Consider the following 25,605-nt stretch of genomic DNA (forward strand, 5'->3'; position numbering starts at 1 on the left):
TCCGTTCTTTCAGACGCGGCGGGCTCGCTTTTAACAACGTAGACTGCCCTGCCCGCTACGCGCTTCCGTCATAGAGGCGTAACGATAAGGGCTGGAACAATAAAACAAATGATAATGCTTATCAATGCAATTTATAACATCTGCGCGGATACGAAAAAAGGCGCGACCTGCGTCGCGCCTTTATGTTAACCAGCCTGCCTTCAACGTTACTCGCCGAAGCGCGGGAACTCCATATCCTTATAGCGTACAAAGCGGGTGCGGCGCGCCAGCTTATAGCCGAACCAGATCAGCAGGAACAGCGGAATGCCGATATAGGTGGCGGCCACGCCGTACCAGTCAATGGTGTCCGCCAGGAACGCCTGATAATTTTGCCCCAGGGTAATAATCAGGCAGAGAACGAAGGCGAAGATCGGTCCCAGCGGGAAAAAGCCTGAGCGATAAGGCAGATCCGCCAGGTCATGCCCCTGCATCACGTAGCCGCGACGGAAGCGATAGTGGCTGATAGCGATCCCCAGCCAGGCGATAAAGCCGGTCATGCCAGAGGTGTTCAACAGCCACAGATAAACCTGCTGGTTGCCGAATTTCGAGGTCAGGAAGCAGAGCGCCGCCACCACGGTTGTGGCGTAGAGCGCGTTGCGCGGCACGCCGTTTTTCGACAGCTTCGCGAAAATGCGCGGCGCTTTGCCCTCGCTGGCCAGCGTGAACAGCATACGGGTGGAAGCATACATGCCGGAGTTGCCCGCCGACAGCACCGCCGTCAGGATCACCGCGTTCATCACCGCCGCCGCCGAGAGCAGGCCCGCATGCTGGAACACCAGCGTGAAGGGACTGACGCTGATATCTTTCACGTCATTGCGCAGCAGACTCGGATCGGTGTAAGGGATAATCAGGCTGATGATCAGAATGGCAAAGATATAGAACAGCAGAATACGCCAGAAGACCTGACGCACCGCGCGCGGAATGTTTTTCGCCGGATCTTCCGATTCGCCCGCCGCGATGCCGATAAGCTCGGTGCCCTGGAAGGAGAAGCCGACAATCATCGCCACGCCGATCATCGCGGAAAAACCACCGGCGAACGGCGCATCGCCGATCTGCCAGTTCTGCCAGCCAGCGCTTTCGCCGCCGCGCAGAATCCCAACGATCATCAGCACGCCCAGGGCGATAAAGATAATCACGGTCGACACTTTGATCAGCGAAAACCAGTATTCCGCTTCGCCGAAGCCCTTCACCGAAATGTAGTTCAGCAGGAACATCAGGCCAAGGAACAGGGCGCTCCAGATCCAGCCCGGCGTATCCGGGAACCAGTAACTCATCACCAGCTGTGATGCCACCAGGTCAACGGCGATCGTGACCGCCCAGTTGTACCAGTAGTTCCATCCAAGCGCGAAGCCAAAACCCTCTTCGACATATTTGGCACCATAGGTGGAGAAAGAGCCGGAAACCGGCATAAAGGCCGCCAGTTCGCCGAGGCTGGTCATCAGAAAATAGACCATCAGACCGATCAGCGCGTAGGAGAGCAGCGCGCCGCCCGGCCCCGCCTGAGAGATGGTGGCGCCCGAGGCGACAAACAGCCCGGTGCCGATAGAGCCGCCGATGGCGATCATGGTTAAATGGCGCGCTTTCAATGCGCGCTGCAACCCAGGTTGTTGTGTTGTTTTTTTATCCTGAACCATATTTAAACGCTGTAAATGGGTAAAAATGAGGCGCGATTGTAGCAAGCTGTCCGGTCAAGTATAGCGATAACCTACCGTTATAAGTTACCTTCATGATGCGGCCGTGATTATTAGCAACGGCGCGCGCCGCGGCCTGCCCTACTCCCGGCAGTAGCTCAGGAAGCGTTCCAGCGCGCGCGAGATATGCTTTTGTCGATGATGAATGCGGTAAAGCGTACGCGACAGTTTGGGCAGCGGAATCGGCACTTCCACCAGCGAGCCGGTCTCCAGCTGTTCAGCGATTACCCGGCGCGACAGGCAGCTGATGCCCATGCCGTGACGCACCGCATGTTTGATCGCTTCCGAGTTGCCCAGCTCCAGCGCCAGCTGAAACTGCGGCAGATGCGACAGCAGCAGATAATCGACGATTTCGCGCGTGCCGGAGCCGTGCTCGCGCAGAATCCAGGGCGCGGCGGCCAGACTCTCCAGCGTCACCGGCTGTTGCAACAGCGGGGCCTCCGGCGCGGCGAACACCACCAGCTCATCTTCCAGCCACGGCTCGCTGACGATATCGTTCAGATGACACGGCCCTTCAATCAGCCCAAGATCGACGCGAAAATCGGCCACCGCATTGATGACGTCCTGGCTGTTGCCGACGCTCAACTCCAGCGGCAGCTGCGGATAGTCGCGCCGCCAGACGGCAAGCATGCCGGGCAGCAGATAGTTGCCGATGGTGCTGCTGGCGTAGAGCCGGATGGCGCCGTTATCTTCGCGAAACAGCTGTTCGATATCGGCGGCCTGCTCCAGCAGCCCGACCGCGCGCGGATAAAGCAGGCGGCCATGCTCATTCAGCACCAGCCTTTTGCCGACGCGATCGAATAGCTGCACGCCGAGCTGCCCTTCCAGATCGGCCAGCGCGGCGCTGACCGCCGACTGCGACAGCGCCAGCTGCTGCGAAGCCTGGGTGGTCGAGCCGCTTTTCAACACCTCGGTGAACACTTCTATCTGACGCAACGTGATATGCATGGCGCTTTCCCTATGCCATAAAATGTCTGACGCACCAGACGATAACCGCCAGCCAAATAAGCAGCACCATCACCAGTCCGGCGCGGCTGACCACCTTTTTCCCCTTGCGCCGCCGCTGCTCCGCTTTCGCTTCGCTGCTGATGCGGATCTCTTTCGGCAGCAGACGCAGCAGCAGCATGACGCCGAGCGGCACGATGATCGCATCGTCCAGCAGGCCGATAATAGGAATAAAATCGGGGATCAGATCGATGGGGCTGAAGGCGTAGGCCACCAGCACGCCGGTCATCAGCTTCAGCCACAGCGGGGTGCGCGGATCGCGACAGGCGTACCACAGCGTCAGCGCATCTCTCTTAATAAGCCGCGCCCAGCGGCGCAATCGACCAAACATAGTTTCTCCGCGCTATACCACTTATTCCGGTTAATAATAAATATATAATCAATTTCTCTTTTAAACCACTCCTGGCGCACACTCTCCGCAACAGAGAGGAGTCGAACCATGGCTGAATTAATCGTTACCAAATCACAGCATACGCCGTCACGCTGGCTGCCCGGCCTGCTGTTAACCGCAGCGATCGCCGCCGTCGCCTTGCTGGCTGGCAGCCAGCCCAGGATCGCCGCGCTGGGCCTGAGCGCGCTAACGCTGGCGATCGTCATCGGCATGATACTCGGCAACACGCTTTATCCACACCTGCACCGCGCCTGCGACAGCGGCGTGCTGCTGGCGAAGCAGCGATTGCTGCGTCTCGGCATTATTCTTTATGGCTTTCGTCTGACTTTCCAGCAGATCGCCGATGTGGGCGTCAGCGGCGTGCTGATTGACGCGCTGACGTTAAGCTCCACTTTTCTGCTCGCCTGCTGGCTGGGCCGTCGCTGGCTGCGGCTCGACCGGGAAACCTGCTGGCTGATCGGCGCCGGCAGCAGCATCTGCGGCGCCGCCGCGGTGCTGGCGACCGAGCCGGTAATCAGGGCGCAGGCGTCGAAGGTGGCGGTGGCGATCGCCACGGTGGTGCTGTTCGGCACGCTGGCGATCTTTGTTTATCCGCTGCTCTGGTCGCTGGCGCACCCGCTCTGGGCCGAACTGAGCGCGACGCAGTTCGGCATTTATACCGGCTCGACCGTGCATGAAGTGGCGCAGGTGGTGGCGGCGGGCCATGCCATCGGACCGGAGGCGGAAAACGCGGCGGTAATCGCCAAAATGCTGCGGGTGATGATGCTGGCCCCGTTCCTGCTGCTGCTTGCCGCCCGGCTGCGGCGGCTGACGCCGGGAGAAAGCAGCGAAAAGCGCGCCCTGTCCTTCCCATGGTTCGCGCTGCTGTTTATCGCCGTCGCGCTGTTTAACTCTTTCCATCTGCTGCCCGCCAGCTGGATAACAGCGATCAACGCGGTCGATACCCTGTTGCTGGCGATGGCGATGGCCGCGCTGGGTCTGACGACGCACTTCAGCGCGCTGAAACAGGCGGGCGTGCGCCCGCTGTTATTAGGGTTAATGTTGTTTCTCTGGCTCATCGTGGGCGGCGGCGCGCTTAACCTGCTGGTTCACCATTTCATGCCGCTGGCGCATCAGTTATCATGACCGGTTTGCTCAGGTAAGGCCATTAACAGGAGAACGGCATGAAATTTATCGGCGCCCATGTGAGCGCGGCGGGCGGAGTGGACCAGGCGGTGCAGCGCGCCCACGAACTGGAAGCGACCGCGTTTGCGCTGTTTACCAAAAATCAGCGCCAGTGGCGCGCGGCCGCGCTGACGCCGGCGATCATCAGCGCCTTTCGCAACGCCTGCGAAAAGTATGGCTACAGCAGCGCGCAGATCCTGCCTCACGACAGCTTTCTGATTAACCTCGGCCATCCGCAGGAGGAGCCGTTGGAAAAATCGCGCGCCGCCTTTATCGACGAGCTACAGCGCTGCGAACAGCTGGGCCTGTCGCTGCTCAATTTTCATCCCGGCAGCCATCTGAATCAGATTGACGAGGAAGCCTGTCTGAAGCGCATCGCGGAATCGGTGAATATCGCGCTGGATAAGACCCGCGGCGTTACCGCTGTGATTGAAAACACCGCCGGTCAGGGCAGCAATCTCGGCTACCGCTTCGAGCATCTGGCGGCGATCATCGACGGCGTAGAGGATAAATCGCGCGTCGGCGTCTGCATCGATACCTGCCACGCCTTTGCCGGGGGCTACGATCTGCGTAGCGAAGCGGACTGCGAGGCGACCTTCGCCGAGTTCGATCGCGTCGTCGGCTTCCGGTATCTGCGCGGCATGCACCTTAATGACGCGAAAAGCGCTTACGCCAGCCGCGTTGACCGTCACCATAGCTTAGGCGAAGGGAATATCGGCACCACGGTGTTTAGCTGGCTAATGAAAGACAGCCGCTTCGACAATATTCCGCTGATTCTCGAAACCATCAATCCCGATATCTGGAAGGATGAAATAGCCTGGCTGAAGTCACAGCAGCGCGATGCGGCCAGCGTCTGAAAGACAGCCGCGACAATATTCTGCTGATTCTGGAAACCATTAAGCCCGATATCTGGAAGGATGAAATAGCCTGGCTGAAGTCACAGCAGCGCGATGCGGCCAGCATCGACCAGGCTACGGTTTTCCGCCAGCCCGCACGGGCTGGTCTCGACCCGCCACATGCTTGCAGGCCACGGCCGCCGCCTGCTTTCTGGCATCGTTGCCGCCTGGTAAAAGGTTAAAAAAACTGAAGAATAACAGCGCAGTGCCGATAAAGGATGCCAGATTCTTTTACAGGGAGTAACACATGAAACGCGCTGTTTTTTCTACAAGTCTATTACTTGCCGCGATAATTGGCGCGCCCGCCAGCGCCGACGTCCAGCCGAAAACCATCAAGTCCGTCTGGGTTAATCCATTTATGATGATGCGCCTGCATAATCAGATCAATATAGTCACCAACATCACCTTTAGCGACAACCGACAGGTGCAGCGTTGGTCGGCGATTGACTGTACGCAGCGCCAGGCTTACCAGCTCTACTGGGATCTGCTGGATAAAGAGGGGCTAAAAGAACATCGCTTCTACGGCGAAAATCTGGCCCGCTACGCACCGCCACAGCCTGCGCCGGAAATCACGCAGGAGCAGATCGCGCAGCTCTGCGACGTGAAGCTTAAAGAGGCGGAGTGGGTTTACGTAGAGAAAAAGAACCGCTGGGATATCCCTACGCTTATCGATCGCGCCAATATTATCCGGGCTGGCGAGAGTCTTATCGTCAGGGTCGGCTTCGGCTACGATAAAATCAGCTGGGACCCGCCTTACGACGCACCCTATAATTTTAAAATCGAACTGCACTTATATCACTGCGGCAACAAGACGGATAAAGTGGTTGGCGCGCTGGATGTTGACCCACAGGGCCGGGTCACTGACGGCCTGATCGATAAAGAAGCTATCCGCCGCGCCGACAGCTTTGAAAATACGCCAGCGACCGTCGCCGCCTTTGACGCTATCTGCCAGCTCAGCGCGCCCAGCGACTTTCGCGGCCTCGGCCGTTACGTCAGTAAAAAAACGCCCGCCAGCGATGATCTGCTGAAACCGATGCTGCCGCAGTTCGGCGATAACTCAACCCAGTGGCTGACGCAGTTTCCGCTCGATGCGGCGCTGACGGCGCAGGCGCAGAAGCTGGTAAAAAACTGGGCGCCGCCAAAATTCCGCCGCCTGCGCTGGACGGAAAGCGACGCCAGCAGCGACAAGGTGAGCTATATCCTCGATGCGCGTCCCGACGGGCTGATGGTGCGCCTGGAGGACTATCGTCTGTTCAGGGGACAGCGCATCATGATAGCCAATGCCATTCAGTTGCAGTCCGCTCTTTCCATCAGCCATGTGCCTAATCAAACCCGCTCGCTGGACACGACGCTGCGCTTCCCGCTTTATCAGGGGCAGCGCTACGTCACCACGATAGAAAACGGCGACCTGGGCGAGAAGGAAAAAGTAAACAGGATGACCGATCGCTGCGAGGTGATGGAGAAAGGCGACGCCCACGCGCTGAACACCGCCTTTAGCGGCAGCTACTGGCGCGTCAGTTGTGAACAGCAAAATGATGAAGGCACCTTCAAAACCGAGTCCGCCTTCTTAAACGATCTGAATATTTTCCTGCCGCTGAAGCGCAGCGTGAAAGGCAAAATGATGGAGGTCGCCCTGAGCGACGTCACGATCGCGCGTTAAATTGTCCTGCGCCAGATAAAAAAACGCCAGCCCGAAGGCTGGCGTTTTTATTCGCATGAGAGAATCAGGCTTTCACCAGCTCCGACTCAGGACGTTTCAGCACCGCATAGGCCACGCCCGCCAGCAGCGTACCTACGACGATAGCCAGCAGGTAACCCAGTACCGGCGTAATCGCGCCTGGGATCAGCAGCACAAACAGACCGCCGTGCGGCGCCATCAGTTTCGCGCCGACCATCATCGAGATGGCGCCGGTGACCGCGCCGCCGACGATACAGCACGGCAGCACGCGCATCGGGTCGCGGGCGGCGAACGGAATCGCCCCTTCAGAGATAAAGCACAGGCCCAACACCAGCGCCGCTTTACCGCCCTCCTGTTGCCCTTTGTTGAATTTATTACGCGCCAGCAGCGTCGCCACGCCCATCGCCAGCGGCGGCACCATGCCCGCAGCCATAATCGCCGCCATCGGCGCGTAAGCCTGCGAACTCAGCAGCCCGACGCCGAACGCATAGGCCACTTTGTTGATCGGGCCGCCCATATCGGCGCACATCATGCCGCCCAGAATCGCGCCCAGCAGCACCGCGTTGGCGGTACCCATATTGCCGAGCCAGTGCGTCAGGCCTTCCATGATTTTCGCCACCGGCGTGCCGACCACGTAAATCATCAGCAGACCGGTGATCAGGCTCGCCACCAGCGGAATAATCAGGATCGGCTTCAGCGCCTCCATACTCTGCGGCAGCTTCACTTTACTGCTGAGAAACTTCGCGGCGTAACCGGCGATAAAACCGGCGATGATGCCGCCGAGGAAGCCAGCGTTGATGCTGCTGGCCAGCATACCGCCGATCAGGCCCGGCGTCAGGCCGGGGCGGTCAGCGATAGAGAAGGCGATAAAGCCCGCCAGCACCGGCACCATTAGCGCGAACGCCGTGCCGCCGCCGATCTGCATCAGCGCCGCCGCCAGCGTGCCCTGCTCTTTAAACGCGGTAATGCCGAAGGCGAAAGAGAGCGCGATGGACAGGCCGCCCGCCACCACCATCGGCAGCATATAAGAAACGCCGGTCAACAGATGACGATAGGCGCCCGCGCGCTCCTGCTGCTGCTCGCCATCGCTGGCGGCGCTCTGCGTGTTGCCTTTCGGCTGATAAGGACGCGCTTCCGCCAGCGCCTTATCGAACTCCTGCGCGGTTTTCTTCAGCGCCAGGCCGGTTGAGGTGCGATACATCGGCTTACCGGCGAATTTCGCCAGATCCACTTCGATATCGGTCGCGACGATCACCAGATCCGCTTCCGCCACTTCCTGCGGGGTGATCGGGTTGCCGGCGCCCACTGAACCGCGGGTTTCGACTTTTACCCACCAGCCGCGTTTTTTCGCTTCGGTTTCGATCGCTTCGGCGGCCATAAAGGTGTGCGCCACGCCGGTCGGACAGGCGGTAATCGCCACCACGCGCTTCGCGCCGGTCGAGGCGGCCGCGCTCACCGGCGCGGCGATCGGCTCTGCGGCGGGCGCCTGCCAGGGGTTCGCTTCCGCTTTGGCGCGCGCAAGGAACGCCTGCGGATCGCGCAGCGCCTGGGCGGCGTCGCCCTGCCATACCGCTTTGCCATTCAGGGCGCTGTCGGTCGGCATCCTGTCGCCCAGCGCGATAACCAGTTCGGCCTCGGCCGGGTTTTCCACCAGCGTCAGGCCAGCTTTGCCCGCCGCCGCCGCAAGAATTTGTTTTGCCATATAGCCGGAAGCAAGCCCCAGCGAAGGATCTGTCATCAGCAGCGTTTTCATTATGCCTCTCCTGCTGTCAGTTAAAAGGTTTCAGGTCGACGCGCGCCATCATTGCGGCCAACTGAGTACGATCGGTAACGCCTACGTTGCTCTGGCTGACTGCCAGCGCGGCGACCGCAGTCGCCAGACGCAGAGTGTGCTCGCTGGATTCGCGCATCAGCAGGCCGTAAATCAGCCCACCGACCATGGAATCGCCGGCGCCCACGGTGCTGACCACTTCACAGGCCGGCGGTCGGGCGATCCATTCCCCGGAGGCGTTCACCCACAGCGCGCCTTCCGCGCCGAGCGAAATCACTACGTGAGCAATGCCCTGTTCACGCAGGGCGTGCGCCGCTTCAATCACATCCTCCAGCGTCGGCAGCTTGCGTCCGGCCCAGATTTCCAGCTCGCGGCGGTTAGGCTTCACCAGCCAGGGCGCGGCTTTCAGACCGGCCACCAGCGCTTCGCGACTGCTGTCGAAAATAATGCACGGGCAATGAGTGCGCAGATCGCTCATCCAGCGCGTAAAGGCTTCTGGCGCGACGCCCGCAGGCAGGCTGCCGCTGACGCAGACCATATCGAACTGGCCCAGCCAGGTGAGAGAATCGGTGGTAAAGCGTTCCCAATCCTGCGCGCTGACGTCGAAGCCGGAGAAGTTTAAATCGGTAACTTCGCCATCTTTTTCCGTCAGCTTGACGTTGATGCGGGTACGGCCCGGCACCACCTGAAAACGGTTGGCGATGCCCAGCTCGCTGAACAGATGCTGAAAACCGTCCTGATTCTCTTTACCAAGGAAGCCGCCGACGGTGACGTCGATGCCTAAATCTTTCAGCACTTTCGCGACGTTAATGCCCTTGCCTGCGGCGTGCAGGCCGGTGGTCTTCACCAGGTTGACTTCGCCACGCTCGATTTCCGGGCAATAGCCGACCAGGTCATAGGCCGGATTAAGGGTAATGGTTGCGACGCGTCTGCTCATGCTGCCCCCTCGCCGAGGCCGCTGTTAATCGCCTCTTCAATGGCGTCCAGCGCCTGTTGTGCATCTTCACCGCTGGCGGTAAAGCGCAGGCGATGTCCTTTTTTCACGCCCAGCGCCACCACTTTCATCAGGCTGCGTCCGTTGGCGGGTTTGCCGCTGCCGTCAAGATTGGTGATGGTGACGTCGCAGTTAAATTGTTTGATCACGCTGACCAGCGCGGTGCCCGGGCGGGCATGCAGGCCGTGCTCGTTGCGAATGATAAACTCCGCCGTCAACACCTCTGCCTGTTCGTTCACCTCGCTGGTCATCAGCGCCAGCACGCCCGCCGCGTCCGCCTTCAGCAGGCGATCCGCTTTTTGCTTCAGCAGCAGGTCGCTGAGATAGTTCAGCACCTGCAACGGTTTATCGTCCGCCACCGCGACCGTCACCAGCATCGCTGCCGGTTCGCCGTCAACGGTGAAAGGCTGCGCGGCGCGGCTGACCGCCACGGCGCTGCCGAGGTTGCCTTCGGTGCTGTCGTTCAGCCAGATGCCCTGCCCCAGATTCAGCGGCTTCGCGCCGATCACGTGGGTGACGAAGCGCGCGTCTACGGCGCCCGCCTGCTGTAAACGACCGGCGTTAAGCGCCTTTAGCGTCATCAGATCGCCGGCATTGACGTCAAGGGCGATCAGGGAGGCGTCAAATTTAAATTCGCTGCCCTGCTTTTCGCCCATCAGCAGGCTGCGCAGCTCCTCTGCGGAGTGGGTTGTTCTCAGCTGCGCGGCCACATCGTCATCGCTCAGCACGTGCGTCAGCTGACGCAGCAGCGCCAGGTGTTCATCGGAGCGCGCGGCGATGCCGATCACCACATAAGCGGTTTGGTCGTCGCCCCAGGCGATGCCCTGCGGAAACTGAAACACCTGCACGCCGGTTTGCAGCACTAAGTCGCGCGTATCGGTGGTGCCGTGCGGAATTGCGATGCCGTTGCCCAGATAGGTTGAGGTTTGTTGTTCGCGGGCGAGCATGCCTTGCACGTAGCCTTCGCCTACGTTGCCGGCGGCGGTCAACGCGGCGGCAACCTGACGAATAGCCTCTTCCTTATTGCTGGCCGTCTGACCTGGATGAATGGCCTTAATATCGAGCTGGAACATAGTTCTCCTCTCCTGCCGAAATTGAATCGTTTCAGCTGTATTGAGAAAAAAAGCGTTATCCCATGCCAACATGACTCCCGAGATAACGCTGAAACGTTTCAATGAGTTTGGTACAGAGTGCCGTTTGCACGCAAGTTATACGTAAATTTGCGTAGCATATTTTTGAAGCAACGCACATTTCATTTACCTTTTCGGAATAAACCTGCTGTGCAGCTGATGCCTTTGCTGAAAGGAACTAAACTCAACGCTCATATTTCAGCTTTTATCAGCAGGCGGAAAACAGACGCAGGCGCACGTTCCCGTTGCGTTGTTTAACTACGCTCATGGGGCGTGAAAGCGCGCGAAAGTCACAGAGGGACCAGGGCAAGAGAGGTCAACAGGTCAGAGGTCAGCAGGTCAGCAGGTCAGCAGGTCAGCAGGTCAGCAGGTCAGCAGGTCAGCAGGTCAGCAGGTCAGCAGGTCAGCAGGTCAGCAGGTCAGCAGGATAATGTCAGGGCGCGGTCGCCGCTTCCAGCGTCAGCAGCCAGGTCATCGCCTGCTCGCGCGTCGAGGCGCACATCTCTGCGGACGGCTGTAAGCTGGCACACACTTTCGGCCGCAGCGGCGAACCGAAAATTTTGCAGCGCTGCTGCGGGTCGAGCTGAACGCAGGGCGTATTGGCCGGTTTGCCCTGCGGCATGCCGGGAATAGGCGATGAGATAGACGGCGCCGTACAACAGGCGCCGCAGGCGGTGCGACACTCCATACCTTTCCCCTTCAGAAATTTCCGCGACAATATCAGTCCACCGCCGCAATTGCCATGCGCGCCGGGAAAAATTCCATGGGGATCTTGCCTGATCAGCTGGCCGGGAGTACTTTGTCGCGATTCTTTATTTCGACACGCAGAGAGAGTTGACATGCCAAGAGCTAACGAAATTAAGCGCGGAATGGCCGTAACCTGGAACGGCAAGCTGCTGCTGGTGAAAGATATCGATATCCAGAGTCCCAGCGCCCGCGGCGCATCAACCCTGTATAAAATGCGTTTTACCGATATCCGCACCGGCCTGAAAGTGGAAGAACGCTTTAAAGGCGACGACATTCTGGACGTCATTTCGCTGAGCCGCCGCTCGGTGACCTTCTCTTACGTCGACGGCGACGAGTATGTCTTTATGGATGATGAAGACTATACGCCCTACACCTTCAAAAAAGAGCAGATTGAAGAAGAACTGCTGTTTATTCCTGAAGGCGGCATTCCCGGCATTCAGGTATTAACAATGGATGGTCAGGTGCTGGCGCTTGAACTGCCGCAGACCGTGGATATGGAAATCGTCGATACTTCGCCGGGTATTAAAGGTGCATCGGCCAGCGCGCGCACCAAACCCGCCGTAATGAGCACCGGCCTTTCCATTCAGGTGCCGGAATATCTCAGCAACGGCGAAAAAATCCGTATACATATCGCTGAGCGCCGCTATATGGGCCGCGCCGAGTAACGCCCTCACCCGGCGGCATCCCCGCCGGTACTTTTGTTATATTATAACAAAATATCTAATGTAAACTGAGCGTCACTACGCCCATTTTTTGCTGGCTGTCGAGCCAGGTTAGCTGCATATCCGCCACGGGCGTTGACCGCGTTTTTTCCAGGGCGAGTTCAGCAAGCGATTCCGCCTGTTGTCGCCATTCACCCTGTTGATAACAGCTGATGCGCAGCTCTTGCTCTATAACGAAAGAATGACAGCCGCTTTCATAAATGCTGCCGGTAAAAAGTACCATGCCGTTTCCTGCAGAAGCGGCAACACTGAACAGCATCAGGCCAGATAAAGCTACAGGCTTCATAATTACTCCAGGCGATAGGTTGGTTCATTAGTAATACGATTAACTAAAAACGCTTCTGGCTTTTTTGCGTATAAGAAAAACGCCTGATGCAGATAAAAAGAGGTAAGTATGATCAAGGTCAATTTAGTTACCGGCTTTCTCGGTAGCGGCAAAACCACCACGCTGCTGCATTTAGTGGCCAATAAGCCGGAAGGAGAAAACTGGGCGATTCTGGTGAATGAATTTGGCGAAATCGGCATCGATGGCGCGCTGCTGGCGGAAAGCGGCGCGGTGCTGAAAGAGATCCCCGGCGGCTGCATGTGCTGCGTGAACGGTCTGCCGATGCAGGTTGGCCTGAACATGCTGCTGCGTCAGCATCAGCTTGACCGACTGCTCATTGAGCCGACCGGCCTGGGCCATCCCAAACAGATCCTTGATATGCTCAGCGCCGAGGTCTATCAGCCCTGGCTAACCTTACAGGCGTCGTTGACGCTGCTCGATCCGCGCCAGCTCAGCGACGCGCGCGTGCGGGAAAACGAGAACTTTCGCGATCAGCTGGCGGCGGCGGATATCGTGGTCGCCAATAAGCAGGATCGCTGGCAGGAACAGGATCGACAGGCGCTGGCGCAGTGGCAGGCAGAGGAACTCGGCGATCGTCAACTGATCGGCACCGAGTATGGCCGCATCGATCCTGCTCTGCTGGCGCAGCCGCGCCGCAATTTGCGCGCCCTGCCGCAGAGCGAAACGCATCAGCATAGCCATCCGCGGCGCGATTCCGGTCTGGGCGCGCTGCGTCTTGACAATAATGCGCGCTGGCGGCGCGCCTTTAATCAGGGCCAGGGCTACTACGCCTGCGGCTGGGCTTTCGACAGCGAGACCGTTTTCGATACCGTCGGCGTGCTGGAGTGGGCGCGCCTGGCGCCGGTCGAACGCGTAAAAGGCGTGATGCGCATCCCCGAGGGCGCGGTCAGCATTAACCGCCAGGGCGCCGACTTTCGCATTGAAACGCGCCAGGCGCCGCCGCCGGATAGCCGCATCGAGATCATTCATCACAGCGACGCGGACTGGAATCAGCTGCAAAACGAATTGTTGAAACTCCGTTTAAGTGATAAGCGTTAACTTATGCCGTTATTTTTGACCTTTAACTTGAGTCCCTATGAACGCAAAACGGTTAGCGATTATTCTGCTGCTAAACCTGGCTGGAGCGGCGCTGTTTTTATCCTGGTATTTACCAGGCAACCACGGCCCCTGGTTCGGCATTGATAAGTCGATATTTTTTTGGTTCAACCAGCATATGGCAACCAGTTATGCTTTCGCCCTGCTGCTGGCGGTGACTAACTTCCGTGGTTTCGACGCCGTCTCTTTACTGGCGATGGGCCTGCTTTACTGGTCTTACTGGCGCAGTGAGACGCCGCAAGGGCGTCGCCGCATGCTGGCTATCGGCATCTGTATGCTGTTGACAGCGGTGATCCTGAATCAGCTGGGCCACCTGCTGCCGGTGAAGCATTCCAGTCCAACGCTGTTCTTCGATAATATCTGGCGCGTCAGCGAGCTGACCGGCATTCCGGCGAAAGATGCGTCGAAAGACAGCTTTCCCGGCGATCACGGCATGATGCTGATCATTTTTGCCTGCTTTATGCTGCGTTATTTCGGCGTTAAGGCATTTGCTACCGCGCTGGTGATTGCGGTGCTGTTTTCCCTGCCGCGCATTATGGCCGGGGCGCACTGGTTTACCGATGTGGCGGTGGGATCGCTGTCGGTTGTGCTGGTGGGACTCAGCTGGTGGCTAATCACGCCCGCCAGCGACTGGCTGGTCAACTGGCTCTATCGTACGTTGCCAGGCAGATACAAACCCGGCAGCGTCGCCTGAAAAAGGCCCGTCGGCGATGAACCGACGGGCCTTTTTTACCAGTTGATAATAAGCGTGCTAATGATAAATTCGCAAAGACGCTATTTCGGCAATATTAAACGCATATTATGACGAAAAGGCTTTTGTCCAGCCCCTACTTTCCTAAAACATCCTCAATCCGCTAAATTGGCCGGTTAAAGCCCCTTTACTCTCCCCATTATTTGCACACATTTGTCTATAAAGTAACCAAATGGTTATATATTGATTTCACATCATAAAAACCTATAAAAAAGTGCGTAAAAGCACTCGCCATGCGGCATCCGATCGGGTAACCTCAGCCACAGCCAGGCATAAGGAGCCCTAAAAAGGCGTCGCTGAAAAAGAAAAATGTGCGCATTTACACATTTTAAAGATTCAGAAATTGTCTTATGTCTTTGCACTAATTAATCTCATGCCGTTTTGCTCATTAATCAGCGACCTCAGGTCGTAAGGACTTCAAGGGATAATAAACATAATGGTCAAATCTCAACCGTTTCTGAGATATATCTTGCGGGCAATCCCTGCTGTCGCGCTGGCGACGTTACTCTCAGCATGTAGTGGTCATCACGGACAGAATGCGCAAACTGAGACCCATGCAGTTAATAACCACAATGGTTTTTTACTTCAAGCGTCTCAGGATGAATTTGAACAAATGGTGCAGAATGTCGATATTAAATCGCGCATTCTGGAACAATATGCCGACTGGAAAGGCGTGCGTTATCGTCTTGGCGGCACCACCAAACGCGGCATCGATTGCTCCGCCTTTGTTCAGGTAACTTTTCGTGAGCAGTTTGGTCTCGATCTGCCGCGATCCACATGGGAACAAAAAGATACCGGACGTCAGGTTTCACGCAGCAAGCTGCGTCCCGGCGATTTGGTCCTGTTTCGCGCCGGCTCTACCGGTCGTCACGTAGGTATTTATCTGGGCAACGATAATTTTGTCCATGCATCAACCAGCAGCGGCGTCATGATTTCCAGCCTGAATGACGCCTACTGGAAAAACCGTTATCGGGAAGCACGGCGCGTATTGAGCCGAACGCAAAGTTAATTTATCCCTGAAGTCATTTAATATTAATGAGCAATTAAAAACGCTGCCACGGCAGCGTTTTTTTCGCCCGTTATTTCCACATTCGAAAAATGTTTTGCCTGACACGTCATCAGGAATAACAAGACATCAGGTCCCCACTCGTTATATTCTCCACGTTTATTATCAGAGCCCGGCTGTACTAAATCTCACCATAAGAACAGGCCAAAGCGAGAGACGATGCCCAATGCCGTTATCCAGAGTTATAAAGCGCCATGCAGTTCACCCGCGCAGGATAGCCGGACTCAGCGCCATTACAGGCTTCGTTTTTTTCATGATATTTAGTGCCGTTGCGCTATTTATTATTCATCATAAGCGTGCGCAGCAGCATGACAGGCTGGCTAATGCCGGCAAAGCCTATATTTATGCATTATTCGATAATCTCGAAAAAAGCCTGCTGCCGCTGCTGCCCTATACTGATGGCAATTGCCAGCAGGCCAGCGGCGAACTCTCGTCACGCGCCGCCTTTACCGCCGGCGTTCGCTCGATTCTGCTGGTGCGTGCGGGCAATGTATGGTGTTCATCGGCCACCGGCGCCTTTTTACTGCCGGCGCACACATTTTCCCCATCGCTGATGCTTTCCCGCAGCCGCGACGTCAGGCTGGTCGCCGGCACGCCTAAAATTCCGCACAGGCCCGCCCTTCTGCTGTGGCTGGCGCACCCAACGCATAGTCATCAAGGGGTGCTGACCACGCTCGATTTGAATATGACCCCTCTGCTGATGCTGGCGGCGCGTCAGCATGGTATTGACGGTCTGGCGATAGCGGCAGGCAACCTGGCGCTGTTGACCTGGAATAATCACCTTATCCCGCGCGCGGCGCTGCCAACCGCGCCGCTGCGCCAGTTCACCCTGCCAGGTTATCCCTTAACTTTCTACCTGTACGGCAGCAATTTGCCGATGATGGATATGGCCATGGCCCTGCTGGCGGGGCTGTTGCTGGCGGTGGCGGTGGCTTCCGGCTGCTGGCTGATTTTTTCCCTGCGCCTGCGTCCCGGAAAAGAAATCCTGGCGGCCATCAAGCGCAATGAATTTCATGTGGTTTATCAACCTTTGATCGAAGCCGTATCCGGCCGCGTTTACGGGCTGGAGGCGCTGCTGCGCTGGACGCATCCCCTCACCGGGCCCATTCCGCCGGACGCGTTTATCAGCTACGCCGAAAGCCAGAATATGATTGTGCCGCTGACGCGCCATCTGTTTACGCTGGTGGCGCGCGACGCGCGTCTGCTCTGCCCTCATCTGCCGTCGGGCGTTACGCTGGGTCTGAATATCGCGCCTGGCCATCTGGCCGCCGACAGCTTCAGGCAGGATGTGGATGCGTGGATAGCAACGATGCCGACCGCCCATTTCGACTACGTGTTTGAGATCACCGAGCGCACCATGGTCTCTGAAAAAAACGCGGCGGAGATGTTTGACTGGCTGCGCGCGCAGCAGATCGCCATTGCGATTGACGATTTCGGCACCGGCCACAGCGCGCTTATCTATCTGGAAAAATTCTGCTTTGATTATTTAAAGATCGATCGCGGCTTTATCCAAAGCATCGGTATGGAAACCGTGACCTCGCCAGTGCTGGACGTGGTGCTGAACCTGGCGCGCAAGTTGAATCTGAAAACGGTGGCCGAAGGGGTGGAGACCGAAGAACAGGCCGCCTGGCTGCTGAAGCGCGGCGTCACGCATATGCAGGGCTATCTTTTCAGCCGCCCGCTGCCGCCCGATGAACTGATCGCCTGGCTGCAAAAGCGCCAGGCGCACTTACTGATGGCGCAGCCCGAAAATGACTGACCAGCACGCCGATGGGCGTCGCCTATTAATGCGGGAGTTTACTGACCTGATGTTACTTCGTCTGTTGATACTGATCCTGTTTTGCAGCACGGCGCTGAACGCGCAGGCAGATATCATTCGTGAAAGTTATGCCTTCGCCGAGCTGGGGAAGCCTAAATATGATGTCAACTTCACTCATTTTGACTACGTTAACCCGGCGGCGCCGAAAGGCGGCAAGATTACCCTGGCGGTGATCGGTAATTATGATAACTTCAACCGCTACGCCTCGCGCGGTTATCCCGGCATACGCACCGATGCGCTGTACGACTCGCTGTTTACCGCATCCGAAGATGAGATCGGCAGCTACTATCCGCTGATTGCGGAATATGCCCGCTATCCCGCCGATTTCAAATGGGCGGAAATCACGCTTAATCCGCGCGCGCGTTTTCAAAACAGCACGCCGATCACGGCGCAGGATGTCGCCTTTACCTTTGAAAAATTTATGACCGAAGGGGTGCCTTCGTTCCGCGTGTTCTATAAAGGCACAACGGTCAAAGCGCTCTCCCGGCTGACGGTGCGCATCGAACTGCCAAAAGCGGATCGCAGCATGATGCTGGGTCTGTTTACTTTGCCGGTGCTGTCGGAAGCGTTCTGGCGCCAGCATAAATTCAACGAGCCGCTGGGCTATCCGCCGCTCTCCAGCGGCCCTTACCGCATTACCTCTTATAAGGTCGGGCAATATATTGTCTATTCGCGCGTAAAGGACTACTGGGCGGCCGATTTACCGGTTAATAAAGGACGCTTCAATTTTGACACTATCCGCTATGACTACTACCTGGACGACAATGTCGCTTTCGAGGCGTTTAAAGCGGGCGCTTACGATTTTCGCGCTGAAGGCTCGGCAAAAAACTGGGCGACGCAGTATCGCGGCGACAGCTTCGATAAGCAGCAGATCGTGAAAGCGCCGCGTCCGAATCAGGTGACCACCGACGCCGCCTGGCTGGCGTTTAACAATGAAAAACCGCTGTTTCAGGACCGCCGCGTCCGTCAGGCGCTGACGCTGGCGTTTGATTTCGAATGGATGAATAAAGCGCTGTTTTATCACGCATACCAGCGCACCAGCAGCTATTTCCAGAACACCGAGTATGCGGCGCACGGCTACCCTGACGCCGCCGAACTGGAAATCCTGGCGCCTTATAAAGGCAAAATCCCCGACGAGGTATTCAGCCAGCGCTTTCAATCGCCGGTCAGCGACGGCAGCGGCTACGACCGCGCCAACCTGCTACGCGCGATGAAGCTGCTGGAAGAGGCAGGCTGGCGGCTGAAAAACCGTCAGCTGGTCAACACCGCAGGCCAGCCGTTTCGGTTTGAACTGCTGGTGAAAAGCGGCGGCAACATCAGCTGGACGCTGCCGTTTCAGCACAGCCTGAAGCGGCTGGGCATTATCATGGAGATTCGCCAGGTCGACAGTTCGCAATATTTGCGACGCCTGCGCCGGGGCGATTATGATATGACCTCGACGGTCTATTATGCCATGCCCTGGCCAAACAGCGGACTAAGCCAGATGTGGCAGTCGCAGTTTATCGACTCTACCTGGAACCAGGCGCGGGTGAAAAATCCGGTACTGGATGCGTTGATCGATCGCATTCTGGCGCACCAGGGCAATAAAAAGGCGCTGCTGCCGTTAGGACGCGCGCTGGATCGGGTGCTGTTATGGAACAACTATATGATTCCGATGTGGTATAGCGCGGAAGATCGCTACGCCTGGTGGAATAAATTTTCGCAACCTGCGGTCACGCCTGCCTATTCCGTAGGGCTGGATAACTGGTGGTACGATGTTAATAAAGCCGCAAAATTGCCGGCCCAACGGCGTTAAGGAGTGGGATTGGGCGCTTATCTAATCCGTCGTCTGCTGCTGATTGTGCCGACGCTGTGGGCGATCATTACGCTGAACTTTTTTATCGTGCAAATCGCGCCTGGCGGCCCGGTCGAGCAGGCGCTGGCCAACGCGCAGTTTGGGCAGACCAGCGGCCTGCCCGGAGGCGGAGAAAACGCCAGCAGCCGCGCGATGTTGAACAGTTCGCCGGGCGATAATCAGTATCGCGGCTCACGCGGGCTGGACCCCGAAGTGGTAGCGGAGATAACCAAACGCTACGGCTTCGATAAGCCATTGCATGAACGCTATTTCACGCTGCTGTGGAACTACGTGCGCTTCGATTTCGGCGACAGCCTGTTCCGCAGCGCTTCGGTGGTGCAGATGATCAAAGACAGTCTGCCGGTTTCCGTCTCGCTGGGGTTGTGGAGTACGCTGATTATCTATCTGGTGTCGATCCCGCTGGGCATTAAAAAGGCGGTGCGTAACGGCAGCGCCTTCGATATCTGGAGCAGCACGCTGATTATCATCGGCTACGCAATCCCTGCCTTTCTGTTCGCCATTATGCTGATCGTCCTGTTTTCCGGCGGCAGCTATTTCGACTGGTTCCCGCTGCGCGGCCTGACGTCGCCGCAGTTCGACCAGCTACCGTGGTATGCGAAAATCGGCGACTATTTTTGGCATATTACGCTGCCGGTGCTGGCGACGGTGATCGGCGGCTTCGCTACCCTGACCATGCTGACGAAAAATTCGTTTCTCGACGAGATCCGCAAGCAGTACGTGGTGACCGCGCGCGCCAAAGGGCTCGATGAGAAAAAGGTGCTTTACCGCCACGTCTTCCGCAACGCCATGCTGTTAGTGATCGCCGGCTTTCCGGCCACCTTTATCAGCATGTTTTTCACCGGCTCGCTGCTGATTGAGGTGATGTTTTCGCTGAACGGCCTGGGGCTGCTCGGCTATGAAGCCACCATCCAGCGCGACTACCCGGTGATGTTCGGCACGCTGTATATCTTTACGCTGATCGGCCTGCTGTTGAATATCCTGAGCGATATCACCTATACGCTGGTCGATCCCCGCATCGATTTCGAGGGACGCTGATGAGCCGTTTAAATCCGGTCAACCAGGCGCGCTGGCAGCGCTTCCGGCAGAACCGTCGCGGCTACTGGTCGCTGTGGCTGTTCGCGCTGATTTTCGTGCTGAGCCTGTGCGCCGAACTGCTGGCGAACGATAAGCCGCTGCTGGTGCATTATCAACATCGCTGGTACGCCCCACTGCTGTTCGACTATACCGAAAGCGACTTCGGCGGCCCGTTCGCCACCTCCGCCGACTATCAGGACCCCTGGCTGCAACAGCGGCTGGCGCAGGATGGCTGGGCGCTGTGGGCGCCGATCCGCTTCGGCGACAACACCATTAACTTTGCTACAAAAGTGCCCTTCCCTTCGCCGCCTTCGGCGCAGAACTGGCTCGGCACCGACGCCAACGGCGGCGACGTGCTGGCGCGCATTCTGTACGGCACGCGCATCTCACTGCTGTTCGGCCTGATGCTGACGCTGCTCTCCAGCGTAATCGGCGTAACCGTCGGTGCGGTGCAGGGCTACTTTGGCGGTAAGGTGGATCTGTTCGGCCAGCGCTTTATTGAGATCTGGTCGGGCATGCCGACGCTGTTTCTGATTATTCTGCTCTCCAGCGTGATACAGCCGGGTTTCTGGTGGCTGCTGGCGATCACCGTGGCGTTTGGCTGGATGAGTCTGGTGGGCGTCGTGCGCGCCGAGTTCCTGCGCACGCGCAACTTTGACTATATCCGCGCGGCCATGGCGCTCGGCGTCAGCGACAGCCGCATTATGCTGCGCCATATGCTGCCGAATGCGATGGTGGCGACGCTCACCTGGCTGCCCTTTATTCTCTGCGGTTCGATCACCACGCTGACCTCGCTCGATTTCCTCGGCTTCGGCCTGCCGCTCGGCTCGCCGTCGCTCGGGGAGCTGCTGCTGCAGGGGAAAAACAATCTGCAGGCGCCATGGCTCGGCCTGGCGGGATTTTTCACCCTGGCCATTTTACTGTCGCTGCTGATTTTTATCGGCGAAGCGGTGCGCGACGCGTTCGATCCCGCGAAGGTATAACTCTATGACCTCTCCCCTGCTCAGCATCAATCATCTCAGCATCGCCTTTCGTCACGGCGCAACCGAACGCCGCGTGGTCGACGATATTTCACTCTCCGTCGAGGCGGGCGAAACCCTGGCGCTGGTGGGCGAATCGGGATCGGGCAAAAGCGTGACCGCCCTTTCCGTGATGCGCCTGCTGCCTTCGCCGCCGGTCACCTGGCCGCAGGGCGAAATCCTGTTCGCCGGACAGGATCTGCTGCGCGCCGATGAGCGCGCCCTGCAACGTCTGCGCGGCAACCGCATCGCGATGATTTTCCAGGAGCCGATGGTCTCGCTGAATCCGCTGCACACGCTGGAGAAACAGCTGTACGAGGTGCTGTCGCTGCATCGCGGCATGCGGCGCGAGGCGGCGCGCGCCGAAATGCTGAGCTGTCTCGATCGGGTCGGCATCCGTAACGCCCGCGGCCGCCTTGCCGACTATCCGCATCAGCTTTCCGGCGGCGAGCGTCAGCGCGTGATGATCGCCATGGCGCTGCTGACCCAGCCGGAACTGCTGATTGCCGATGAGCCGACGACGGCGCTGGACGTGACGGTACAGGCGCAGATCCTGACGCTGCTCAAGGAGCTGAAGCAGGAACTGAATATGGGCCTGCTGTTTATTACCCATAACTTTACTATCGTCCGCCAGCTGGCTGACAGCGTCAGCGTGATGCAGAACGGCAAAATCGTCGAGCATAACCGCTGCGACACCCTGTTTAGCGCGCCGCAGCATTCCTATACGCGCCAGCTGATCGACGCGGAACCGGAGGGACGCCCCGATCCAGTCGATCTCAGCCAGCCTGCGCTGCTACAGGTAAACGGACTACAGGTCGCCTTTGCCGTCAGGCGCGGGCTGCTGCGCCGGGTGACGCATCAGCATCACGCGTTGAAAAATCTCAGCTTCAGCCTGCGCCCCGGCGAAAGCCTGGGGCTGGTCGGCGAATCAGGCTCCGGCAAAAGCACCACCGGGCTGGCGCTGCTACGGCTTATCGCCTCGCAGGGGGAGATTCTGTTCGCCGGTCAGCCGCTGCAAAACCTCAGCCGCCGACAGATGCTGCCCTGGCGGCCGCGGCTGCAGGTGGTCTTTCAGGACCCTAACTCGTCGCTGAATCCACGTCTTAACGTGGTGCAGATTATTGAAGAAGGGCTGCGCGTGCATCGCCCGACGCTGACGCCGCAGCAGCGCGAGGAACAGGTAATTAACGCGATGCGCGAAGTGGGGCTCGATCCTGAGACGCGCCATCGCTATCCGGCGGAGTTTTCCGGCGGACAGCGGCAGCGTATCGCTATTGCCCGCGCCCTGATCCTGCAGCCGGAGCTGGTCATTCTGGATGAACCGACCTCATCGCTCGATCGATCCGTGCAGAAGCAGATCCTGGCGCTGCTGAAAAAATTACAGCGGGAACATCGTATCGCCTGGATTTTTATTAGCCACGATTTGCAGGTGGTGCGCTCGCTCTGCCACCAGGTGATCGTGCTGCGTCAGGGCGAAGTGGTGGAACAGGGAGATTGCGAGGCGGTATTCGCCGCGCCGCAGCAGGCGTATACGCGCCTGCTGCTGACGCACAGCCTGAGCTGAGCGCGACGGGAAGACGCGCTATCCGTCGCAGGTGAAGGTTTCGCCATCGCGAGACGCCCGGCTTGCGTACGGCGCAGAGGCGCAACGAGCAAAGAAGTGATAGCCGCGCGGCGGCCGGCGCGGCGTTTTACGGCGATACGCGCGTTCTTAACGAACGTGGGCGGTAAAGGTTTCCGCAATCGCCACGCCCTGATTTTTCAGGCGCACGGTGGCAGCGCTCTCATCGCTGCGCTGCACAAACAGGCAGGGTTCGCCCTGCCATTCTATCACGGCGCAGTCGACCTGAATGTCAGCCAGCATGGCGCGCATTTTCTGCATAATGTCCCAGGCTGACGCGCCGTCATGGCTGAGCAAACGCAGGCCGATCAAATCATCTTCCGCCGCCAGCGTATTCAGCGCGTGCGGCTCCACTACGCCGCCCGTCAGACCGGCAACCCAGCGATAGCTTTCTGGTAAACGGTGTACCACCGACAGCTGTAGAGTGTTCAAATGCAATCCCCAGAGCATCTGATGCCCGCCGTGCTTACTGCGCGGCCGGTTTTTTACCGGGCGACGCAGAAGACGTTGAGCATTTATCGTTACGGCATTTTGAGAGTTATCTCTCATTTTGCTGCTATATGTATCGCGTTCAGGAAAGGCGCACAACCATTTTTGCTTCATTTCCGTAACTTTTACACGCGATTACTTTCACATATAATCAACAATTGGCCGTTGCGCCAGGGGGAACAGCCATCAGGCGGCAGCTGAGGATTTGCGCGTCCGGCTGGCGTAAAAATAGAGCAGCAGCGAACAGGTAGCGCACAGCGCGATGGACCACACCATCGGCCAGGCGCTGGTGAAGTTCGCCATTGAGAGCAGCGCCCCCACCAGCGCGCCGACGCCGAAACGCAGCGTGCCCGCCAGCGATGAAGCGGTGCCGGCGATATGTGGAAACTCATCCAGAATCACCGCCATGGCATTGGAAGAGACCATCGCCACGCAGCCGATAAACATCGCCACGCCGAACACCAGCGGCAAAAAGCCCAGCCCGAAAGCACTGACGATCAGCAGCCAGATGCCCATCGCAAACTGAATCACCAGCCCGAAGCGGAACATCGCCAGCGGCCCGAAGCGCCGCACCGAGCGGCTGTTAATCAGCGTCATAATAAACAGGAACACCACGTTCAGCGCAAAGTAGTAGCCGAAATGCTGCGGCGAAACGTGATTGACTTCGATATAGACAAACGGCCCGGCATTGAGGAAAGAGAACAGTCCGGCGAATGAGAAGCCGCTGGCCAGCATATAGCTGAAGGCGCGCTTATGGCGGAACAGGGACAGGAAGTTTTTCAGCGTGGTGCGCAGATGAAAACGCTGCCGCTGCGCTTTCGGCAGGGTTTCTTTGATCTGCGTGGCGACCATCAGGGTGACCGCCAGCGCCGCCAGCGATAGCGTCCAGAAAATGGCGTGCCAGCTCCAGAGCACCAGCAGCCAGCCGCCGATAATCGGCGCCAGCAGCGGCGCGATAGTGGTGACCAGCATGACGAACGACATCATGCGCGAGAACTCCTCTTTTGAAAAAGAGTCGCGCATCAGCGCATTGATTACCACGCTGGCGGCCGCGGCGGAGAGGCCGTGAAGGAAACGCATATTGATCAGCTGCTCGACGCTCTGTGACATAGCGCAGGCTGCCGCCGCCAGCGCAAAAATCAGCGTGCCGACGGTGATCACCGGCTTGCGGCCAAAGCTGTCCGCCAGCGGGCCGTAAAACAGCTGGCCAAGGGCAAAACCGAGAATATAGGCGCTGAGCGTCATCTGCACGCTGCCGGCGCTGACGCCATACTCTTTAGCGATCTGCGGCATCGCAGGCAGATACATATCGATCGATAACGGCATCAGCATCGCCAGCAGGCCGAGAATAATCACCAGCCCCGTGGATGAATTTTTATCCTTCTTCACACTCAACACTCTCCATTTGGCCCGCACAGGCAGATCAATTAACGCGGCGCGCCGATGCTGGCGATTTCTTCTTCGGTCAGAGGACGGTACTCGCCCGGCTCCAGCGTCTCATCCAGCGTAATGCCGCCGATACGCTCGCGATGCAGCGCAACCACATGGTTGCCCACCGCGGCGAACATGCGCTTCACCTGGTGATAACGCCCTTCGCTGATGGTCAGGCGCACTTCAGTCTCGCTTAACGCTTCCAGCACCGCCGGTTTGGTCAACGTTTTTTCGCCGTGCAGCTGTATCCCTTCGGCGAAAATCTGTGCGGTGTCGTCGCGCAGCGGCGCTTCCAGCGTCACCAGATAGGTTTTATCGCAGTGGTGGCGCGGCGAAGTGATGCGGTGCGACCACTGGCCATCGTCGGTCAACAGCACCAGTCCGGTGGTGTCGATATCGAGTCGACCGGCGGCGTGCAGCTTCCACGCGGTCGGCTCTTCAATAAAATAAAGAATGGTCGGATGATCGGGATCGTCGGTGGAACAGACATAGCCCTGCGGCTTGTTCAGCATAAAATATCGCGGCCCGACCTGGAGCTGCAGCAAATTGCCATCGTATTCGACCTGGTGTTCCGGCTGCACTTTAAAAGCACCGTCGCGCACGATTTCGCCGTCTACCGTTACGCGTTTCGCCCGCAGTTCCCGCGTGGCGATAGCCCGGCTGACTTCCAGTTGTTGAGAGATAAATTTATCAAGTCGCATTGCGTTCGTGAGGCCTGTTGTCTTACCTGGAGAGATGCGCGCCTGGCGCGCAGAGAAGCGCCCAGTATACCGGGAGTTGCCGACAGCGGACAGAGTGAAATGCCGTTTCA

At 58.1% G+C, this 25,605-nt stretch carries 23 protein-coding genes and 1 pseudogene; 13 read left to right on the forward strand and 11 right to left on the reverse strand.

Annotated elements, in window-relative coordinates; translation table 11 throughout:
- Nucleotides 1–206: 206 nt before the first annotated feature.
- The 3 genes from C2E16_RS14060 to C2E16_RS14070 all read right to left on the reverse strand — a co-directional run bounded on the left by C2E16_RS14060 (nt 207) and on the right by C2E16_RS14070 (nt 3,066).
- Entirely contained in the window at nt 207–1,673 is a 1,467-nt protein-coding gene (locus C2E16_RS14060) for an amino acid permease (protein ID WP_038625210.1), read from the reverse strand.
- A gap of 138 nt (nt 1,674–1,811) precedes the next feature.
- Entirely contained in the window at nt 1,812–2,678 is an 867-nt protein-coding gene (gene yieE / locus C2E16_RS14065) for a DNA-binding transcriptional regulator YeiE (protein WP_038625209.1), read from the reverse strand.
- 10 nt (nt 2,679–2,688) lie between these two features.
- Complete coding sequence (locus tag C2E16_RS14070; protein WP_084971199.1) at nt 2,689–3,066, reverse strand: YkvA family protein; 378 nt, start codon at nt 3,064–3,066, stop codon at nt 2,689–2,691.
- A gap of 108 nt (nt 3,067–3,174) precedes the next feature.
- Between C2E16_RS14070 and C2E16_RS14075 the strand changes: the two genes are divergently transcribed.
- The 4 genes and pseudogenes from C2E16_RS14075 to C2E16_RS14090 all read left to right on the forward strand — a co-directional run bounded on the left by C2E16_RS14075 (nt 3,175) and on the right by C2E16_RS14090 (nt 6,846).
- Entirely contained in the window at nt 3,175–4,251 is a 1,077-nt protein-coding gene (locus C2E16_RS14075; RefSeq protein WP_038625206.1) for a YeiH family putative sulfate export transporter, read from the forward strand.
- Nucleotides 4,252–4,289: 38 nt separating this feature from the next.
- Nucleotides 4,290–5,147, forward strand: coding sequence for a deoxyribonuclease IV (gene nfo, locus C2E16_RS14080; RefSeq protein WP_038625204.1), 858 nt, complete (start codon nt 4,290–4,292; stop codon nt 5,145–5,147).
- Nucleotides 5,144–5,239: pseudogene (locus tag C2E16_RS21500) on the forward strand (deoxyribonuclease IV); the annotation flags it as partial. The gene nfo and the pseudogene C2E16_RS21500, both read left to right, overlap by 4 nt.
- A gap of 194 nt (nt 5,240–5,433) precedes the next feature.
- Nucleotides 5,434–6,846 (forward strand): hypothetical protein, encoded by a 1,413-nt coding sequence (locus tag C2E16_RS14090; RefSeq protein WP_084971197.1) that lies wholly within the window; start codon nt 5,434–5,436, stop codon nt 6,844–6,846.
- Between the two features lie 64 nt (nt 6,847–6,910).
- On the opposite strand, the gene fruA is transcribed toward C2E16_RS14090, so the two are convergent.
- The 4 genes from fruA to C2E16_RS14110 form a co-directional block, all read right to left on the reverse strand.
- A complete protein-coding gene (gene fruA, locus C2E16_RS14095) occupies nt 6,911–8,617 on the reverse strand; it encodes a PTS fructose transporter subunit IIBC (RefSeq protein WP_104951542.1) in 1,707 nt (568 codons plus the stop codon).
- Nucleotides 8,618–8,633: 16 nt separating this feature from the next.
- The gene (gene fruK / locus C2E16_RS14100; RefSeq protein ID WP_038625201.1) at nt 8,634–9,572 is read right to left on the reverse strand and encodes a 1-phosphofructokinase; all 939 of its coding nucleotides are present in this window, start codon (nt 9,570–9,572) and stop codon (nt 8,634–8,636) included.
- Nucleotides 9,569–10,702, reverse strand: a complete 1,134-nt coding sequence (fruB, locus tag C2E16_RS14105; protein ID WP_038625200.1) for a fused PTS fructose transporter subunit IIA/HPr protein — start codon at nt 10,700–10,702, stop codon at nt 9,569–9,571. Before fruB ends, fruK begins: the two co-directional genes overlap by 4 nt.
- A 490-nt stretch (nt 10,703–11,192) precedes the next feature.
- Nucleotides 11,193–11,447 carry a YkgJ family cysteine cluster protein gene (locus tag C2E16_RS14110; protein ID WP_038625199.1) on the reverse strand — a complete coding sequence of 85 codons (255 nt, stop codon included), beginning with the start codon at nt 11,445–11,447 and terminating at the stop codon, nt 11,193–11,195.
- Between the two features lie 151 nt (nt 11,448–11,598).
- On the opposite strand from C2E16_RS14110, the gene yeiP reads away from it, so the two are divergent.
- Nucleotides 11,599–12,171, forward strand: a complete 573-nt coding sequence (gene yeiP, locus C2E16_RS14115) for an elongation factor P-like protein YeiP (RefSeq protein ID WP_038625198.1) — start codon at nt 11,599–11,601, stop codon at nt 12,169–12,171.
- A gap of 55 nt (nt 12,172–12,226) precedes the next feature.
- Here yeiP and C2E16_RS14120 read toward each other — a convergent pair whose 3' ends face one another.
- Nucleotides 12,227–12,514: a hypothetical protein gene (locus C2E16_RS14120; RefSeq protein WP_133052080.1), complete on the reverse strand. Its 288-nt coding sequence runs from the start codon at nt 12,512–12,514 to the stop codon at nt 12,227–12,229.
- 108 nt (nt 12,515–12,622) lie between these two features.
- On the opposite strand from C2E16_RS14120, the gene C2E16_RS14125 reads away from it, so the two are divergent.
- The 8 genes from C2E16_RS14125 (at nt 12,623) to yejF (ending at nt 22,817) form a co-directional block, all read left to right on the forward strand.
- Nucleotides 12,623–13,612 (forward strand): CobW family GTP-binding protein, encoded by a 990-nt coding sequence (locus C2E16_RS14125; RefSeq protein ID WP_084970654.1) that lies wholly within the window; start codon nt 12,623–12,625, stop codon nt 13,610–13,612.
- Between the two features lie 37 nt (nt 13,613–13,649).
- Nucleotides 13,650–14,363, forward strand: coding sequence for a phosphatase PAP2 family protein (locus C2E16_RS14130; RefSeq protein ID WP_038625193.1), 714 nt, complete (start codon nt 13,650–13,652; stop codon nt 14,361–14,363).
- Between the two features lie 493 nt (nt 14,364–14,856).
- Nucleotides 14,857–15,429 (forward strand): bifunctional murein DD-endopeptidase/murein LD-carboxypeptidase, encoded by a 573-nt coding sequence (gene mepS, locus C2E16_RS14135; protein ID WP_084970653.1) that lies wholly within the window; start codon nt 14,857–14,859, stop codon nt 15,427–15,429.
- A 223-nt stretch (nt 15,430–15,652) separates the two neighbouring features.
- Nucleotides 15,653–17,245 carry a cyclic di-GMP phosphodiesterase gene (locus C2E16_RS14140; RefSeq protein WP_038625189.1) on the forward strand — a complete coding sequence of 531 codons (1,593 nt, stop codon included), beginning with the start codon at nt 15,653–15,655 and terminating at the stop codon, nt 17,243–17,245.
- Nucleotides 17,246–17,294: 49 nt separating this feature from the next.
- Nucleotides 17,295–19,100, forward strand: coding sequence for an extracellular solute-binding protein (locus tag C2E16_RS14145; protein ID WP_084970656.1), 1,806 nt, complete (start codon nt 17,295–17,297; stop codon nt 19,098–19,100).
- A gap of 9 nt (nt 19,101–19,109) precedes the next feature.
- A complete protein-coding gene (locus tag C2E16_RS14150; RefSeq protein WP_038625187.1) occupies nt 19,110–20,195 on the forward strand; it encodes a microcin C ABC transporter permease YejB in 1,086 nt (361 codons plus the stop codon).
- Nucleotides 20,195–21,217: an ABC transporter permease gene (locus tag C2E16_RS14155; protein ID WP_038625186.1), complete on the forward strand. Its 1,023-nt coding sequence runs from the start codon at nt 20,195–20,197 to the stop codon at nt 21,215–21,217. Before C2E16_RS14150 ends, C2E16_RS14155 begins: the two co-directional genes overlap by 1 nt.
- Before the next feature lie 4 nt (nt 21,218–21,221).
- Nucleotides 21,222–22,817, forward strand: coding sequence for a microcin C ABC transporter ATP-binding protein YejF (yejF, locus tag C2E16_RS14160; protein WP_038625184.1), 1,596 nt, complete (start codon nt 21,222–21,224; stop codon nt 22,815–22,817).
- Between the two features lie 147 nt (nt 22,818–22,964).
- Here yejF and C2E16_RS14165 read toward each other — a convergent pair whose 3' ends face one another.
- The 3 genes from C2E16_RS14165 to rsuA all read right to left on the reverse strand — a co-directional run bounded on the left by C2E16_RS14165 (nt 22,965) and on the right by rsuA (nt 25,495).
- Nucleotides 22,965–23,306 carry a YejG family protein gene (locus C2E16_RS14165; protein WP_038629937.1) on the reverse strand — a complete coding sequence of 114 codons (342 nt, stop codon included), beginning with the start codon at nt 23,304–23,306 and terminating at the stop codon, nt 22,965–22,967.
- A gap of 243 nt (nt 23,307–23,549) precedes the next feature.
- Nucleotides 23,550–24,752: a Bcr/CflA family multidrug efflux MFS transporter gene (locus C2E16_RS14170; protein WP_038625182.1), complete on the reverse strand. Its 1,203-nt coding sequence runs from the start codon at nt 24,750–24,752 to the stop codon at nt 23,550–23,552.
- Between the two features lie 38 nt (nt 24,753–24,790).
- Complete coding sequence (gene rsuA / locus C2E16_RS14175) at nt 24,791–25,495, reverse strand: 16S rRNA pseudouridine(516) synthase RsuA (RefSeq protein ID WP_038625180.1); 705 nt, start codon at nt 25,493–25,495, stop codon at nt 24,791–24,793.
- Between the last annotated feature and the right edge of the window lie 110 nt (nt 25,496–25,605).

This window comes from Mixta calida (assembly GCF_002953215.1).
In the GTDB taxonomy this organism is placed as follows: domain Bacteria; phylum Pseudomonadota; class Gammaproteobacteria; order Enterobacterales; family Enterobacteriaceae; genus Mixta; species Mixta calida.

Excerpts from the sequence above, each read along its gene's own strand:
- C2E16_RS14060 (WP_038625210.1), bottom strand. The coding sequence starts at position 1,673 with ATGGTTCAGGATAAAAAAACAACACAACAACCTGGGTTGCAGCGCGCA.
- yieE (WP_038625209.1), bottom strand. The coding sequence starts at position 2,678 with ATGCATATCACGTTGCGTCAGATAGAAGTGTTCACCGAGGTGTTGAAA.
- C2E16_RS14070 (WP_084971199.1), bottom strand. The coding sequence starts at position 3,066 with ATGTTTGGTCGATTGCGCCGCTGGGCGCGGCTTATTAAGAGAGATGCG.
- C2E16_RS14075 (WP_038625206.1), top strand. The coding sequence starts at position 3,175 with ATGGCTGAATTAATCGTTACCAAATCACAGCATACGCCGTCACGCTGG.
- nfo (WP_038625204.1), top strand. The coding sequence starts at position 4,290 with ATGAAATTTATCGGCGCCCATGTGAGCGCGGCGGGCGGAGTGGACCAG.
- C2E16_RS14090 (WP_084971197.1), top strand. The coding sequence starts at position 5,434 with ATGAAACGCGCTGTTTTTTCTACAAGTCTATTACTTGCCGCGATAATT.
- fruA (WP_104951542.1), bottom strand. The coding sequence starts at position 8,617 with ATGAAAACGCTGCTGATGACAGATCCTTCGCTGGGGCTTGCTTCCGGC.
- fruK (WP_038625201.1), bottom strand. The coding sequence starts at position 9,572 with ATGAGCAGACGCGTCGCAACCATTACCCTTAATCCGGCCTATGACCTG.
- fruB (WP_038625200.1), bottom strand. The coding sequence starts at position 10,702 with ATGTTCCAGCTCGATATTAAGGCCATTCATCCAGGTCAGACGGCCAGC.
- C2E16_RS14110 (WP_038625199.1), bottom strand. The coding sequence starts at position 11,447 with ATGGAGTGTCGCACCGCCTGCGGCGCCTGTTGTACGGCGCCGTCTATC.
- yeiP (WP_038625198.1), top strand. The coding sequence starts at position 11,599 with ATGCCAAGAGCTAACGAAATTAAGCGCGGAATGGCCGTAACCTGGAAC.
- C2E16_RS14120 (WP_133052080.1), bottom strand. The coding sequence starts at position 12,514 with ATGAAGCCTGTAGCTTTATCTGGCCTGATGCTGTTCAGTGTTGCCGCT.
- C2E16_RS14125 (WP_084970654.1), top strand. The coding sequence starts at position 12,623 with ATGATCAAGGTCAATTTAGTTACCGGCTTTCTCGGTAGCGGCAAAACC.
- C2E16_RS14130 (WP_038625193.1), top strand. The coding sequence starts at position 13,650 with ATGAACGCAAAACGGTTAGCGATTATTCTGCTGCTAAACCTGGCTGGA.
- mepS (WP_084970653.1), top strand. The coding sequence starts at position 14,857 with ATGGTCAAATCTCAACCGTTTCTGAGATATATCTTGCGGGCAATCCCT.
- C2E16_RS14140 (WP_038625189.1), top strand. The coding sequence starts at position 15,653 with ATGCCGTTATCCAGAGTTATAAAGCGCCATGCAGTTCACCCGCGCAGG.
- C2E16_RS14145 (WP_084970656.1), top strand. The coding sequence starts at position 17,295 with ATGTTACTTCGTCTGTTGATACTGATCCTGTTTTGCAGCACGGCGCTG.
- C2E16_RS14155 (WP_038625186.1), top strand. The coding sequence starts at position 20,195 with ATGAGCCGTTTAAATCCGGTCAACCAGGCGCGCTGGCAGCGCTTCCGG.
- yejF (WP_038625184.1), top strand. The coding sequence starts at position 21,222 with ATGACCTCTCCCCTGCTCAGCATCAATCATCTCAGCATCGCCTTTCGT.
- rsuA (WP_038625180.1), bottom strand. The coding sequence starts at position 25,495 with ATGCGACTTGATAAATTTATCTCTCAACAACTGGAAGTCAGCCGGGCT.